The following is a 15004-nucleotide window of genomic DNA, read 5'->3' as shown; positions in this document are numbered from 1 at the left end:
TTCTGGTCACCCGCCCGGGTTGTTACCGTGCCGATCATGCGTGCTGCCTTCGCCTCCCGCTTCGACGACGCCAATCCGCTCGCCGCGCTCACCGTCGGCGAGCGGCCTGAACCCGTGCACCACGGCGACGACTGGGTGACCGTCCAGGTCACCGCCAGCGCGCTCAATCACCACGATCTCTGGTCGCTGCGCGGCGTCGGACTCCGCGCGGAGCAGCTGCCAATGATCCTGGGCTGCGACGCGGCCGGCGTTGACCCGGACGGCAACCCGGTGGTCGTCTACCCGGTGATCCCCACGCCGAGCGATCCACGCCGGGTCTCGATCCTCTCCGAGCACTTCCCGGGCACGCTGGCCGAACGGGTCGCCGTACCCCGGGCGAACCTGCTGCCGCTGCCGGCGGGCCTGGCGGCGACGGACGCCGCCTGCCTGCCCACCGCCTGGCTGACCGCGTGGCGGATGCTCACCACTCGGGGCCGGGTGGACGAGGCCGGCGCCGTGCTGGTGCAGGGGGCGGGGGGAGGTGTGGCCACCGCGGCTGTCGCGCTCGCCGCCGCGATGGGTAAGCGGGTCTACGCGACCAGCCGGGACGCCGCCAAGCGGGAGCAGGTCGCGGCGCTCGGCGCGACCGCCGTCGAACCGGGCGCCCGGCTGCCGGAGCGGGTGGATCTGGTGATCGAGACAGTCGGTGCCGCGACCTTCGACCACTCGCTGAAGTCAGCCGCGCCGATGGCCCGGATCGTGGTCTCCGGCGCTACCGCCGGACACGAACCCACCGTCAACCTGCGCCGGGTCTTCGCCATGCAGCTGGAGATCCTCGGCACCTCAATGGGCACCCCGGACGAGCTGGCCGCGTTGCTGGCCTTCTGCGCCGAGCGGGGGCTGCGCCCGGTGGTGGACCGGGTGGTGCCGTTCACCGCGGTCGAGGAGGCCTTCGCCCGCCTGCACTCCGGCGACGTCTTCGGCAAGGTGGTCGTCGACCACACCGCCTGAGCGACGTCAGCGCCGGCCCGCCACCTCCCGGGCGGCCCGGGCGATCTCCCGCTCCTCGTCGGTGCCGATGACGCAGACCGCCACCTCGCCCCCGTCCGGCGAGATGATTCGGTCGCCACTGCCGGCGTTGCGCTCCGGATCGACCGTGATCCCGAGGCGCTCCAGTCCGGCCAGGGCCACCGCGCGGAGTTCGGCGGTGTGCTCGCCGACGCCGGCGGTGAAGGTCACCGCGTCCACCCGGCCGAGCAGCGCGTAGTACGCCCCGACGTAGCTGGTGATCCGGCGGGAGTACACGTCGAAGGCGAGCCGGGCGGCCGGGTCGCCGTCCGCCCGGCGGGCGAGCACCTCGCGCATGTCATTGGCGCCGGTGAGCCCGTACAGGCCGCTGCGGTGGTTGAGTAGGTCGTCGATCTCGTCAACGGCCAGCCCGCCCTCCCGCCGCAGGTGAAAGATCACCGCTGGGTCCAGGTCGCCGCTCCGGGTGCCCATGACCAGGCCCTCGAGCGGGGACATCCCCATCGAGGTGGCCACGCTGCGCCCGCCGGCCACGGCGGCGGCGCTCGCGCCGTTGCCCAGGTGCAGGGTGATGGTGTTGGTGTCGGCGTACGGACGACCCAGCAGCTCCGCCGTGCGCCGGGAGACGTACGCGTGGGAGGTGCCGTGGAAGCCGTACCGCCGGATGCCGTACCGGTCGGCTGTCGCCCGGTCGATCGCGTAGGTGGCGGCGGACTCGGGCAGCGTGGTGTGGAAGGCGGTGTCGAAGACGGCGACCTGGGGGACACCGGGCAGCGCCGCTCGGGCGACCTCGATGCCGGCCAGGTTGGCGGGATTGTGTAACGGGGCGAGTGGCACCAGCTCCTGGATCGCGGTGAGCACCGCGTCGTCGATCAGGACCGGCTCGCCGAAGCGGCGGCCACCGTGCACCACCCGGTGGCCGATGGCGGTGAGTCCGGTCAGGTCGAGCTCGGCGAGGATCCCCCGGATGGCGGTGCCGTGGTCCGCCGGCCCGCCCCCGGGTTCACCGATCCGTTCGACGGCGCCCCGGTCGAGGACGTCGTCGCCGTCGTAGAGCCGCCACTTGACCGACGACGACCCAGAGTTGAGTACCAGCACCCGGCTCATTTGCCTGCCTCTCCGGCCTGGATCGCGGTGATCGCCACCGTGTTGACGATGTCCGGGACGGTCGCGCCCCGGGAAAGGTCGTTCACCGGCCGGCGGAGCCCCTGCATAACCGGCCCGACCGCCACTGCCCGGGCAGACCGCTGCACCGCCTTGTACGTGTTGTTGCCCGTGTTCAGGTCCGGGAAGACGAAGACCGTCGCCCGCCCGGCGACCGTACTGCCCGGCAGCTTCGTCGCCGCCACCGTCGGGTCGATCGCCGCGTCGTACTGGATCGGCCCCTCGACCAGCAGATCCGGTCGGCGCTCCCGAACCCGTCGGGTGGCCTCCGCGACCTTCTCCACGTCGGCGCCGGCGCCCGAGCTGCCGGTCGAGTACGACAGCATCGCCACCCGCGGTTCGATGCCGAACCGGACGGCGGTGTCGGCGGACGAGATCGCGATGTCGGCGAGTTGGGCGGCGTCCGGGTCGGGATTGACCGCGCAGTCGCCGTAGACGAGTACCCGGTCGGCGAGCAGCATGAAGAAGACGCTGGAGGCGATGGAGACGTCGGGCAGATTGCGGATGATTTCGAAGGCGGGACGGATGGTGGCGGCGGTGGTGTGGGTGGCGCCGGAGACCATGCCGTCGGCGTACCCGGCCCACACCATCATCGTGCCGAAGTAGTTCGGCTGGGGCACGATGTCGTGGGCGAGGTCCGGGGTGACGCCCCGGTGGGCGCGGAGCTGGGCGTACCCGGCAGCGAACTCGTCGCGCCACTCGCTGGTGAACGGATCGACAACCTGTGCACCGGCGATGTCGACGCCCAACTCCCGGGTCCGCCGGGCGACATCGTCGGGCCGGCCGAGCAGGGTCAGCTCGGCTACCCCCCGGCGCAGCAGGATCTCGGCTGCCCGCAGGATCCGCTCCTCGTTCCCCTCGGGCAGCACCACATGCCGGCGCTGGGTCCGGGCACGGTCGATCAGGTCGTACTCGAACATCAGTGGGGTTACCCGCTGGGAACGGGTGACCCGCAGTCGACGGGAGAGGTCGTCGGTGTCCACGCAGCGTTCGAAGGCGCCCAGTGCGGCCTCCACCTTGCGCGGGTTGCCGGCGCTGAGCCGGCCCTCGATTCGGTTGCAGGCGGCCACCGTGTCGTAGCTGTCGCTGGACACGGAGAGCACGGCGAGGCCCGGCCGTAGCCGCTCGACCAGCCGCATTGTGCGCGGGTCCGGCGTTTCGCCGAGTGTGAGGACCAGCCCGGAGAGCGCGATCTGCCCCGCCACGTGCGCGGCGTTGGTGGCGACCAGGAGATCGTCCCGATCGCCCGGCGTGATCACCAAGGCACCTTCGGTCAGGTGGTCGAGCAGCGTGGGCACGTGGGCCGCGCCGACGACATAGTCGAGTACGTCGCGGCTGAGCGCGGCGTCGTCTCCACCGAGCTGGGTGGCACCGAGCGCCGCCGCGACCTCGGCGACGGTCGGCGCCGACACGCTGGGCACCTCGGGGATCAGGTACGCGGGTACCGGCAGCTCGGGAAGGGTGAGCGGACCGGTCACCCGGTTCGCGACGATCGCCAGCACCGTCGCGCCGAGGTCCGCCAGGTCGTGGTACGCCCCCCGGGCCGCCGCCGCGATGGTGGCGGTCTCCTGCTCGTACCCGTCCACCACAGGGACCACGACGCTGCCGAACTCGGTCGCGAGCCGGGCATTGAAGGCCAGTTCGCGGGGGCCGGCGCCGTCGCCGCCATCGGCGAAGTCGCTGCCCACCACGACCACTGCGGAGAACTGCCGCTCGACTGCGCGGTACCGTTCGACGATGCGGGAGACGAGCTGCTCCCGCCGGCCTTCGGCGACCATCCCGGTGGCCTCGGTGTAGGTGGTGCCGGTCAGGTCCTCGATCGGCAGTTCGACCCGGTAGCGCTCGCTGAGTAGGGCGAGGATCGGGTCCGGCTGGTCGCCCCGGACCAACGGCCGGAAGACACCGATCCGGCCAACCTGCCGGGACAACAGTTCCGCCAGTCCCAGGGCGACCGTGGACTTGCCGCCGCCGGAACTCACGCTGGTCAGATACACACTTCGCGCCACGAGATCCACTCTAGGAGCTCGCCGGGCGGTCCGCCCGGGTCCTTCGGCCTGGTCATCCGGCCCGGGGGCCCGAGTGTTCGCCCCCGGGAGTTCACCGGTCCTACTCGTCGTCCTCGTCGTCCAGCCGAGCCAGGTAGGTGGCGAAGCGCTCGATCGGGGTCTCGAAATCGGGGTTCTGGTCGATGAAGTCGCGTAGGCGCTCGGCGAGCCATTCGATGCTGACCTGCTCGTCGCCGCGGCGCTCGGTCAGTTCCTCGATCCCTCGGTCGGTGAAGTACATGCGTTCCTCGGTCACGTCGTGATGTGGGGGGGGCCGGGACGGTTGTCCCGGCCCCCCCCACCAGTACGGGCTGGGTGGTGTCTACGGGCGGGGGAGTGCTGCGTCAAGCAGGGCGGAGAGCTCGACGTCGTGCATCTTGGCCGAGCCGACCGCTGGGGCGGCGGCCGCTGGGCGGGAGATGCGGCGCAGTCGTACCCCGTCCAGGTGTTCCAGCATGTTGAGCGCGACGAACGACCAGGCGCCCTGGTTGGCCGGCTCCTCCTGGACCCAGGCGAAGTCCACCGCGTTCGGGTATGCCGCGAGCGCGGCCCGAATCTCCTCGATCGGCATCGGGTAGAGCTGCTCGACCCGGATGATCGCGGTGTCGGTGATACCGCGATCTTGCCGGGCCTGGAACAGGTCGTAGTAGACCTTGCCCGAGCAGAGCAAGACCCGCTTCACCTGCTCCGGGGCGGGGGCGCCCCCGTCCGGCAGCACCGGCTGGAAGGTGCCGTTGGTGAAGTCCTCGACCTGCGAGACGCAGAGCCGGTGCCGCAGCAGGGACTTCGGCGTGAAGACGATGAGGGGCTTGCGCTTCGGCGACAGGGCCTGGCGACGCAGCAGGTGGAAGTAGTTCGCTGGGGTCGTCGGGATGGCCACCCGCATGTTGTCCTCGGCGCAGAGCTGGAGGAACCGTTCCGGGCGGCCGGAGGTGTGGTCCGGGCCCTGGCCCTCGTGGCCGTGCGGCAGCAGCAGCGTGACCGCGGAGCGCTGACCCCACTTCACCTCGCCGGAGGAGATGAACTCGTCGATCACCGACTGGGCGCCGTTGACGAAGTCCCCGAACTGGGCCTCCCAGCAGACCAGCGCGTTGACGTTCTCCACCGAGTAGCCGTACTCGAAGCCCATCGCCGCGTACTCGGACAGGAGCGAGTCGTGCACGAAGAACCGGGACCGCTCACCGCCGACGGTGAGTGCCGCCAGGGGCAGGTGGTCGTCGCCGGTCTCGGCGTCAACGACGGAGGCGTGCCGCTGTACGAATGTGCCGCGGCGCGAGTCCTGGCCGGCGAGCCGGATGGTGACCCCGTCGTGCAGCAACGCGCCGAAGGCGATGATCTCGCCGAAGCCCCAGTCGATGTTGCCCTCGCTGGCCATCTTGGCCCGCCGGTCGAGCAGCTGCTGGATCCGCTTGTGCGGGGTGAAGGCCTCCGGCAGGTTGCGGTGCGCGTCGCCGATCGTCCGGATGACATCGGCGTCGGTGGCGGTCTCCACCGGTGGCTCCGGCTCATCCTCCCGCTTCGGGCGGCTGAGCTGGCGGGGTGCGGTGGCCGCGTCTCGGGTGGCCTTGAAGACCCGCTCCAGCTGCGCCTGATAGTCGCGCAGCAGCTCCTCCGCGTCCTCCACGGTGATGTCGCCCCGACCGATCAGCTCCTCGGTGTAGAGCTTGCGAACGGATCGCTTTGAGTCGATGATCCGGTACATCTCCGGGTTCGACATCGACGGGTCGTCGCCCTCGTTGTGCCCGCGGCGCCGGTAGCAGACCAGGTCGATGACGACGTCCTTGTTGAACGTCTGCCGGTACTCGAAGGCCAGCTGGGCGACCCGTACCACGGCCTCCGGGTCGTCGCCGTTGACGTGGAAGATCGGCGCCTGGATCATCCGGGCCACGTCGGTGCTGTAGAGGCTGGAGCGGCTGTACTCCGGTGCGGTGGTGAAGCCGACCTGGTTGTTGACCACCACGTGCACCGTGCCGCCAGTGCGGTAGCCGCGTAGCTGGGACAGGTTCAGCGTCTCGGCGACGACTCCCTGGCCGGCGAAGGCCGCGTCCCCGTGCACCGCCAGCGGCAGTACGGTGTAGCCCTCCAGCTTGAGGTCGATCCGGTCCTGCTTGGCCCGGACGATGCCCTCCAGCACCGGGTCAACGGCCTCCAGGTGCGACGGGTTCGCCACCACCGAGACCTTGACCGAGTGCTCGCCGTCCGGAGTGGTGAACTTGCCGTTCTGCCCGAGGTGGTACTTCACGTCGCCGGAGCCCTGCGTCGAGCGCGGGTCCAGGTGCCCCTCGAACTCCGAGAAGATCTTCTCGTACGGCTTGCCGACGATGTTGGCCAACACGTTCAGCCGGCCCCGGTGCGCCATGCCGATGACGACCTCGTCCAGCCCATCCTCGGCGGAGGCTTCCAGGACCTCGCCGAGCAGCGGAATCAGCGACTCGCCCCCCTCCAACGAGAAGCGCTTCTGGCCGACGTACTTGGTCTGGAGGAAGGTCTCGAAGGCCTCCGCGGCGTTCAGCCGGTTGAGGACGTGCTTCTGCTCGTTGACCGCCGGCTTCTCGTACTTGCGCTCAACCCGCTGCTGGATCCAGCGCCGCTCCTCCGGGTCCTGGATGTGCATGTACTCGATGCCGACCCGACGGCAGTAGGTGTCGCGGAGCACGCCGAGGACATCGCGCAACTTCATCCGCTGCCGGTTGGCGAAACCGTTCACCGGGAACTGACGGTCCAGGTCCCACAGGGTGAGCCCGTGCTGGAGGACGTCCAGATCCGGGTGCTTGCGGATCTTGAACTCCAGCGGGTCGGTGTCGGCCATCAGATGGCCCCGCACCCGGTAGGCGTGGATCAGCTCGTGGACCCGGGCAGTCTTGTTGATCTGACCCTCGCCGTCGATCGCGACATCGCGCATCCAGCGCACCGGCTCGTACGGGATGCGGAGCGAGGTGAAGATCTCGTCGTAGAAGCCGTGGTCGCCGAGGAGTACCTCGTGCATCACCTTGAGGAACTCGCCGGACTGTGCGCCCTGGATGATCCGGTGGTCGTAGGTGCTGGTCAGCGTGATGACCTTACTGACCGCCAACTCGGCGAGGGTGCCCTCGCTCATGCCCTGGTACGGCGCCGGGTACTCCATCGCGCCGACGCCGATGATCGCGCTCTGGCCGGTCATGAGCCGGGGCATCGAGTGCACGGTGCCGATGCCGCCGGGGTTGGTCAGCGAGATGGTGGTGCCGCCGTAGTCCTCCATGGTCAGCTCGTTCTTCCGAGCCCGCCGGACCACGTCCTCGTACGCCTGCCAGAACTGGCGGAAGTCCAGCTGCTCGCAGGCCTTGATGGAGGGCACCACCAGGTTGCGGCTGCCGTCCGGCTTGACCAGGTCGATCGCGATTCCGAGGTTGATGTGCTCGGGGCGGACCAGCGTCGGCTTGCCGTCCACGACGGCGAAGGAGTTGTTCATCTCCGGGTGCATCACCAGCGCGCGGACCAGCGCGTACCCGACCAGGTGGGTGAAGCTGACCTTCCCGCCGCGGCCCCGGGCGAGGTGATTGTTGATCACGATGCGGTTGTCCACCAGCAGCTTCGCCGGGACGGCGCGCACACTGGTCGCGGTCGGCACGCTCAACGAGGCGTCCATGTTCTGGACGATCTTGGCAGCGACCCCGCGTAGCGGTGCGGTCTGCGGGCCGGATGAGGCGGGCTTGGCGGCCGGCTTCGTGGGGGCGGCCTTGGCGGCCGGCTTCGCGGCGGCCGGCTTGGCGGCGGGCTTACTGGGAGCGGGCTTGCTGGGGGCGGCCTTGGTCGACACGGATTTGTGCTCCGGGGTGGCGGCGGGCGGGGCGGCGTCGGGCTCCGGCCGGCCGTCGGGCTCCGGCTTCGCGGCCGGCTCGCCGTCCCGCGTCTCTCCCGAGCCCGGTGTGGGCCGGTAGTCGGCGAAGAAGTCGTGCCAGGCCGGGTCGACGCTGGTGGGGTCGGTGAGGTACCGCTGGTACATCTCTTCGACGATCCACTCATTTGGGCCGAAACCCGCCAGTGGGTTCTCCTGCGAGGTCTGCTGGGTCGACACGGCCGGTAATCGCCTCTTTCACGCAAGTTTGTGGGTTACGCCGAACGCCGGGGGCTCCCGGACACACGAGTCAGGTTCCAGGCTACGCCGTACCGAACCGATAGGAGTTTCCGACTCGGCTCCGTGTGGGGTTTCACAGAAAATGCCAGCCCGCCGATCGCTGCCCCTCCCGTCAGCTCCTGGTAACCCGGCCCGGCTCCACCCGGAAGGAGAGTTCGTCGACCGCGCGCACGTTGCCGTAGATCTTTGTCAGCCCGGAGACCCGGATCTCGCCGGTGGTGTCGGGGCTCGACCGTCCATCGGTCATTCTTTTCCCAAGTTGTGTCGGAACCACGGCCCTCAGCTTTGCCGGTTGGCGCAAGCCGGCCTGCGGCCGAACTGCTGTCCGGCTCGGTCCGGTCGGTTAACCGGCGATCCAGGTGGCGCGCGCGTAGCCGAGGAGGTCGCCGTCCGGGCCGAACAGGCTGCTGTGCACCTCGGCTTTGCGGCCCTGGGCGCGGGTCAGCATCCCGGTCACCACGCACTCGTCGTTGGGGCGCGGCGTGGCCAGCACCACGGCGGAGATCCGGCCCAGCAGGTATGGCCGACCGGGGGCGAGCACCGACCAGCCCCCGGGGCAGTCCAGCGCCGCCCAGGTCGTGACCACGTCCGCTTCCGCTGGAACCCGGAACGGGGCGGCAGTGCGCCCGGCGGAGAGCGGACCGGGGAAGATCCGCAGCCCGTCGGCGTGCTCCGGGCCGCACACGTAGCAGCTGGGGAACGGGTGGTTGACCAGCCCGGGGTAGTCGGCTGCGGCAGCCCGGGCGGTCGCCAGATCCACCGGCTCCGCCACCGGGTCGAAGGCGGCAACCGTCGCGATCTCGGCGACGAGGCGGCCAGCTGGGTCGCGGACCGCGCCCGCCTCGAGGGTCAACGGCGTCTCCAGCGGCGGCGGCCGGCGCAGGGTCACCTCCACCGGCTCCACGTCGGGTCGAGGGCGGTCGGGGGCGCGAGTGCCAGGTGCCGGTAGCGGGGTGCCCTGAGCCGCCGCCGCGAACGTACCCGCGCTCCACCCGCCGTTCGCCGAGCCCGGCGGGCCGTTGTACCGCGAGTCGATGATCACGCTGTCCTCCTCCGGTCGGCGCCGGCCCGGTCGCCGGATCCGCCGGGCAGCCTCCCATGGTCATGCCGCAGCTGCCCAGGGGTGGCCTGATCCTCCGCTCACAGGGCTTTCTCAGGAACCCCCCAGGCACGTCGCAGCCGGGACACGGATGATGGCCGCATGGCGGCTACCCAGACCGAGGCCCGACTGCTCGTCGTCGAGGACGATCCAAACATTCTCGAGCTGCTCTCCGCGAGCCTGCGCTTCGCGGGCTTCGACGTGGCGACCGCGACCAGCGGCAGCGCCGCGCTGAGCGCGGCGAAGGCACACCGCCCCGATCTGGTCGTGTTGGACATCATGCTGCCGGACCTGGACGGGTTCGAGGTCATTCGGTTGCTGCGCGAGGGGGGTACCCGCACTCCGGTCGTCTTCCTGACCGCGCGGGACGCCACCGACGACAAGATCCGCGGTCTGACCCTGGGCGGCGACGACTACGTGACCAAGCCCTTCAGCCTGGAGGAGTTGACCGCGCGGATCCGGGCGGTACTGCGCCGCAGCGCCAGCGGTGAGCAGGCCCCGGCCCGGCTCACCTTCGCCGACCTCGAACTCGACGAGGAGGCCCACGAGGTGCACCGGGCGGGGCAGCGGGTGCAGCTTTCCCCGACGGAGTTCAAGCTGCTGCGGTACCTGATGCTCAACGCCAACCGGGTGCTCTCCAAGGCGCAGATCCTCGATCACGTCTGGAACTACGATTTCCGGGGCGACGACAACATCGTTGAGTCGTACATCTCGTATCTTCGGCGCAAGGTCGACAACACCCAGCCCCGGTTGATCCACACTCTCCGCGGGGTCGGGTACGTGCTCCGCAAGCCGGCAGCGTGAACGCCGTCTCACAGGCGAAGGCCGGGCTGCGCCGGATACCGCTCCGGGTCAAGCTGATCGCCGCGGTCCTCACCCTGGTGGCGGTCGCGCTCCTGGTGATCAGCACGATGACCACCGTTTTCCTCCGGAGCTACCTCATCGGCCAGGTCGACCAGGGGTTGGAGGGCTCGGCCAGCAGGATCGACTCCCAGCTCAAGGCCGGCGAGGCTTTCCACGTGCCGGTTCGGCTGACCTTCCCGACGGACTACCTGATCGTCGTGACGAGCGACCAAACCGGGCTGGTCGACGGCGTGGTGTACGACAAAGGCCGGTTCGAGAGTCGGGACCTGCCCCCGGTGCCGGCGGACGGCGCGGGGTTTCGGCGCCTGGCTGGTGAGCCGTTCACTGTCCGCGCGGAGGGCAACGATGTGCACTGGCGAATGCTCTACACGGAGCTGCCGGGTGGAGCGTGGCTGGCCATCGGGCAGCACCTGACCGACGTGGACCAGGCCGTCAAGCGGCTGGTCTGGATCGACCTGTTGGTGGGCACGTCGGTGTTGCTCCTGCTCGCCTCGATCGGCGCGGGCATCGTCCGCGCCAGCCTGAAGCCCCTCGACGAGATCGAGCAGACCGCCGCCGCGATCGCCGGCGGCGACCTGACCCGCCGGGTGCCGGATCCCGAGGCGGGTAACCCCCAGCCGACCTCGGAGCTGGGGCGGCTGTCCCGGGCGCTCAACATGATGCTCACCCAGATCGAGGCGGCCTTCACCGCCCGCGCCGCCTCGGAGACCGCCGCCCGCGCCGCCGAAGCGACAGCTCGGGACGCCGCCGCGCACGCGCAGGCGTCCGAGTCCCGCGCTCGGAGCTCTGAGGAACGGATGCGGCAGTTCGTCGCGGACGCCTCGCACGAGCTGCGTACTCCGCTGACCACCATCCGGGGCTTCGCCGAGCTGTACCGGCAGGGCGCTGCGCGGGACCCCGAGCAGACCGGCGACCTGCTGCGTCGGATCGAGGACGAGGCGGCCCGGATGGGGCTACTGGTGGAGGATCTGCTGCTGCTCGCCCGGCTGGACCGGGAGCGTCCGCTGTCGCCGGCCCCGGTCGAGCTGCCGGTGCTGGCCACCGACGCGGTGGCGGCGGCCCGAGCGGTGGCACCGGACCGACGGATCGATTTGGACATCGTCCCGGGCTCCGGGCCCCTGGTGGTGTACGGCGATGACGCGCGACTGCGGCAGGTGATCGGCAACCTGATGACCAACGCCCTGACGCACACCCCGACGGGGGCGTCGGTGACGCTCCGGCTGCGGTCCGAGGCCGGTGCACTGGCGGTGGTGGAGGTCGCCGACACCGGACCGGGGCTCTCCGGTGAGCAGGCCGAGCGGGTGTTCGAGCGCTTCTACCGGGCGGATGCGGCCCGGACCCGCCAGGCCAGTGGCAACACCGGGACCGGGCTGGGACTGGCGATCGTCGCCGCCCTGGTCGCCGCCCATCAGGGCACGGTGGAGGTGGCGCAGACGCCGGGTGGAGGCGCGACGTTTCGGGTCCGGCTGCCCCTGGCGCCGGCAACGGACGGTGACGAGGTGTAATTTCAGCCAATCCACAGCTGGGCTTCAGGCAGATCGAAGTGGTAGGGGAGAAGGTGGTTCCATGACCGACTACGAGTCCGACCCGCAGCGTCGGCAGACCTCCGGGGACGCCGAGCCGTCGCACCCCACGGTCGATCTGTCCCGCCTCGAGCGCACCCAGTCCGACTCTTCGGCTGCTACCCCCGGTGCGGACAGTAGCGCCGCACTGCCCGCCGACACCTCGACCGACCGCACTGAGGTGTTGCCGGCCTCGGCCCCGAACGTTCCGTCGTCGGCCGACCGCACGGACGTGTTGCCGGCCTCGGTCCCGGAGGTTCCGTCGTCGGCTGACCGCACCGAGGTGTTGCCGCCCTCGGCCCCGGACTCCTCGTCGTCGGCTGACCGCACGGACGTTCTGCCGACTTCGGCTTCGGGCAGCCCGCCGTCGGCCGACCCCGTTGTGCCGTTCGCCCCGGGGCTCGGTGCCACGCCCGTCACCGGGCCGCCCGGTGGGCACCCCTATCCACCCGGCTACTCGCCACGACACCCCGGCGCTCCCTGGTACGGGCCGCAGTCCATCGGCGGGAGCGGGGGGCAGCAGGGCGGGTACGGAGCCCCGTTCTACCCGGGTCAGCCAGCGCATCTGGCTGGGCAGCCCATGCCACCGTGGGTGGCGCCGCGAACCGGCCCGAATCCGGGCAGCCGGGTCGCGAAGTTCATCGGCGCGGGCGTCGCGGTGCTGGCCCTGATGTTCGGCTCCGGTGTCGCCGGTGGTGCGCTGGCACTCGCCCTGAGCGATGGCTCCGGCATCACGCGCACCTACTCCGCGGCCCCGATCATCGACAGCGCTGACCTGCCGCGGATCGCCGCCGCGGTGCAGCCCAGCGTGGTGTCGATCGGCACCGACACTGGCGGGGGCTCGGGCGTGATCCTCACCGCCGACGGATACGTGCTGACCAACAACCACGTGATCGCCACCGCTAGCGGCGGCACCGTGCTGGTGACCTTCGCCGACGGCGAGACGGTGTCGGCGGAGATCACCGGCACCGACCCCAAGACCGATCTGGCGGTGGTGAAGGCCGCTGGGGTGAGCGACCTGACGCCGGCGGAGTTCGGCGACAGCGACGCGATGCAGGTCGGCGATCAGGTTCTTGCCCTCGGTAGTCCCCTGGGCCTGCAGGGGTCGGTGACCGCCGGCATCCTCAGCGCGCGGGAGCGCACCATCCAGGCCGGCGGGTCGGAGCGGGACCCGACGGCGGGAGTCACTTCGATCTCGGGGCTGCTGCAGACCGACGCGCCGATCAACCCGGGCAATTCCGGTGGGGCACTGGTCAACACCCGGGGCGAGGTGATCGGGATCAACACCGCGATCGCCACCAGCGGCCAAGGCAGCACCGGCAACATCGGGGTCGGCTTCGCCATCCCCAGCAACAAGGCAAAGGATGTCGCCGAGAAGCTGCAACGGGGGGAGAAGGTCAGTCACCCCACCCTCGGCGTCAGCGTCAACCCCGCTGAGGGCGGTGGTGCCCTGGTGGTCGCGGTCACGCCCGACAGTGCTGCCGACCGGGCGGGCTTCCAGCAGGGCGACGTCATCATCCAGTTCGGTGACAAGGTGATCGGCGACTCCGAAGATCTGGTCGCGGTGGTCCAGGCCGGGAAGGTGGGCGACCGGGTGGATGTGACGTACAAGCGAAACAATGTTGAAGCGACGGCAACCGTGACGCTCGCCGAAGCGTCCTAAGAAGTGATGCCCATCCAGGGCATCACTGCGATCGGGACTTTCCTCCTCCCTCCTGCGGCGGGTGGTGGAGCCAAGGGGGTTGGCTCCACCACCCGCCGCGTCCTTGGTGCCGGTGGTTCACCCCCGGGCGGGTGAACCACCGGCAACCTCTCCAGGCGCCGTTGGGTGAACCAGGACCGGCCGGGGTAGCGGGGGCGTGTGTCCGGCTTGTCCGGTTTACTCGGGTGGCAACCGGGAATCCGCCCCCGACTGGCAGCCGTGCCGTGCTGGGGGTGGGCATGGCGGTGCCCATGCCCACCAGGGGCCGGAGGGGGGACTCGTGGCGCGTAACCGCGGGGACGGCAGGGTGGCCGGTCGGCCACTACGGATCGCGATGGTGGTCCCGCCGTGGCTGTCGGTGCCGCCAGCCGGCTACGGCGGCCTGGAGCACGTCGTCGCCGCCCTGGTGGATGGGCTGATCGCCCGGGGGCACCCGGTGACCCTCTTCGGCGCGGGGGAGCAAACCGGGACCGCCGCCCGTTACGTCTCGACCGACGCCGAGCTGAAGTTTCACCGGATGGGTGAGGCGTTGCCCGAGCTGGCCCACCTCGTTCAGGTGAATCAGCGCGTCACGCCGGAACACTTCGACGTGGTCCATGACCACACCACGATCGGACCTCTGTTGGCCGGACGCCGGTCAGTGCCCACCATTGCGACCGTGCACGGCAACCCGGTCGGGGAGTACGGCACCGTCCTTGAGGAGGTCGACCGGGGCGTCGGTCTGGTGGCCATCTCCCACGCCCAACGGCGGCTCAACCTGCGGCTTCCCTGGATCGGCACGGTACACAACGCGCTGGACACCGAAGATATCCCGCACAAGTCGCAGCCGGGCCGGGGGCCGGTGCTCTGGCTGGCCCGGTTCAGTCCGGACAAGGGACCCGATCTCGCCATCCGGGCGTGCCGGGCGGCCGGCCTGCCACTGATCCTCGCCGGCAAGTGCAACGAGCCAGCCGAACGTCGCTACTTCGACGAGGTGGTCCGGCCGATGCTGGACGACGATGTCACCGTCATCCTCGATGTCGACCGGCGGGACTCGTTCCGCCTGCTCCTCGACGCCCGCTGTCTGGTACTGCCGATCCAGTGGGAGGAGCCGTTCGGGATCGTCATGCTGGAGGCGATGGCCACCGGGACCCCGGTGGTGGCGCTACGTCGAGGTGCCGTGCCGGAGTTGATCGTGCCGGGTCGTACCGGTCTGATCTGCGCGACCGGGAACGAGTTGCCGGCGGCGCTGCGAAAGGTGGGTGAGCTGGACCCGGCGCTCTGCGTCGCGCACGTGGCGGAGAACTTCTCCACCACAAGGCTGGTTGACGGCTACGAGGCGGTGCTGCGGCGGTTCGTCTCGGCGGTGGTACCCGCGCGGGAGCCCGCCCCCAGCACCTTCCGCTGAGGGCGGCGGCCGGATCAGTCCGCGCGGGGGAGGTGGGTGACGGGCCGGCGGGCGGGCGAGCA

Annotated in this window: 10 protein-coding genes and 1 pseudogene; 5 read left to right on the top strand and 6 right to left on the bottom strand. The window is 70.5% G+C overall.

The window, feature by feature from the left end; translation table 11 throughout:
* Positions 1-27: 27 nt before the first annotated feature.
* Positions 28-990 carry a zinc-binding dehydrogenase gene (locus tag SALPAC4_RS0104285; protein ID WP_027644416.1) on the top strand — a complete coding sequence of 321 codons (963 nt, stop codon included), beginning with the start codon at positions 28-30 and terminating at the stop codon, positions 988-990.
* Positions 991-996: 6 nt separating this feature from the next.
* Here SALPAC4_RS0104285 and SALPAC4_RS0104280 read toward each other — a convergent pair whose 3' ends face one another.
* From SALPAC4_RS0104280 to SALPAC4_RS0104255, 6 genes and pseudogenes are all read right to left on the bottom strand, one after another.
* Positions 997-2112, bottom strand: a complete 1116-nt coding sequence (locus SALPAC4_RS0104280; RefSeq protein WP_018735775.1) for an acetate/propionate family kinase — start codon at positions 2110-2112, stop codon at positions 997-999.
* On the bottom strand, positions 2109-4184 hold the full coding sequence (gene pta / locus SALPAC4_RS0104275) for a phosphate acetyltransferase (RefSeq protein WP_019869299.1): 2076 nt from the start codon (positions 4182-4184) through the stop codon (positions 2109-2111). The genes SALPAC4_RS0104280 and pta overlap by 4 nt, the downstream gene beginning before the upstream one ends.
* A 91-nt stretch (positions 4185-4275) precedes the next feature.
* On the bottom strand, positions 4276-4470 hold the full coding sequence (locus SALPAC4_RS0104270; RefSeq protein ID WP_019869298.1) for a DUF6104 family protein: 195 nt from the start codon (positions 4468-4470) through the stop codon (positions 4276-4278).
* 66 nt (positions 4471-4536) lie between these two features.
* Positions 4537-8268: a multifunctional oxoglutarate decarboxylase/oxoglutarate dehydrogenase thiamine pyrophosphate-binding subunit/dihydrolipoyllysine-residue succinyltransferase subunit gene (locus SALPAC4_RS0104265; protein WP_019869297.1), complete on the bottom strand. Its 3732-nt coding sequence runs from the start codon at positions 8266-8268 to the stop codon at positions 4537-4539.
* A 181-nt stretch (positions 8269-8449) separates the two neighbouring features.
* A pseudogene (locus SALPAC4_RS27315) lies at positions 8450-8575 on the bottom strand (ABC transporter ATP-binding protein); the annotation flags it as partial.
* Positions 8576-8671: 96 nt separating this feature from the next.
* Positions 8672-9370, bottom strand: a complete 699-nt coding sequence (locus tag SALPAC4_RS0104255) for a hypothetical protein (protein ID WP_019869295.1) — start codon at positions 9368-9370, stop codon at positions 8672-8674.
* Between the two features lie 159 nt (positions 9371-9529).
* Here SALPAC4_RS0104255 and SALPAC4_RS0104250 point away from each other — a divergent pair, with 159 nt between their 5' ends.
* The 4 genes from SALPAC4_RS0104250 to SALPAC4_RS0104235 all read left to right on the top strand — a co-directional run bounded on the left by SALPAC4_RS0104250 (position 9530) and on the right by SALPAC4_RS0104235 (position 14942).
* Complete coding sequence (locus tag SALPAC4_RS0104250) at positions 9530-10231, top strand: response regulator transcription factor (RefSeq protein ID WP_018744083.1); 702 nt, start codon at positions 9530-9532, stop codon at positions 10229-10231.
* Positions 10228-11796 carry a sensor histidine kinase gene (locus SALPAC4_RS0104245; RefSeq protein WP_019869294.1) on the top strand — a complete coding sequence of 523 codons (1569 nt, stop codon included), beginning with the start codon at positions 10228-10230 and terminating at the stop codon, positions 11794-11796. The genes SALPAC4_RS0104250 and SALPAC4_RS0104245 overlap by 4 nt, the downstream gene beginning before the upstream one ends.
* A 61-nt stretch (positions 11797-11857) precedes the next feature.
* Positions 11858-13516, top strand: a complete 1659-nt coding sequence (locus SALPAC4_RS0104240; protein WP_019869293.1) for a S1C family serine protease — start codon at positions 11858-11860, stop codon at positions 13514-13516.
* Positions 13517-13835: 319 nt separating this feature from the next.
* Positions 13836-14942, top strand: coding sequence for a glycosyltransferase family 4 protein (locus SALPAC4_RS0104235; protein WP_027644417.1), 1107 nt, complete (start codon positions 13836-13838; stop codon positions 14940-14942).
* Positions 14943-15004 lie beyond the last annotated feature (62 nt).

Source organism: Salinispora oceanensis, from assembly GCF_000383575.1.
Classification (GTDB): domain Bacteria; phylum Actinomycetota; class Actinomycetes; order Mycobacteriales; family Micromonosporaceae; genus Micromonospora; species Micromonospora oceanensis.
This window is presented reverse-complemented; position numbering and strand designations above follow the sequence as displayed.

What these genes read in the sequence shown, in the direction of transcription:
- SALPAC4_RS0104280 (WP_018735775.1), bottom strand. Translation starts at nt 2,112, where the DNA reads ATGAGCCGGGTGCTGGTACTCAACTCTGGGTCGTCGTCGGTCAAGTGG.
- SALPAC4_RS0104250 (WP_018744083.1), top strand. Translation starts at nt 9,530, where the DNA reads ATGGCGGCTACCCAGACCGAGGCCCGACTGCTCGTCGTCGAGGACGAT.
- SALPAC4_RS0104240 (WP_019869293.1), top strand. Translation starts at nt 11,858, where the DNA reads ATGACCGACTACGAGTCCGACCCGCAGCGTCGGCAGACCTCCGGGGAC.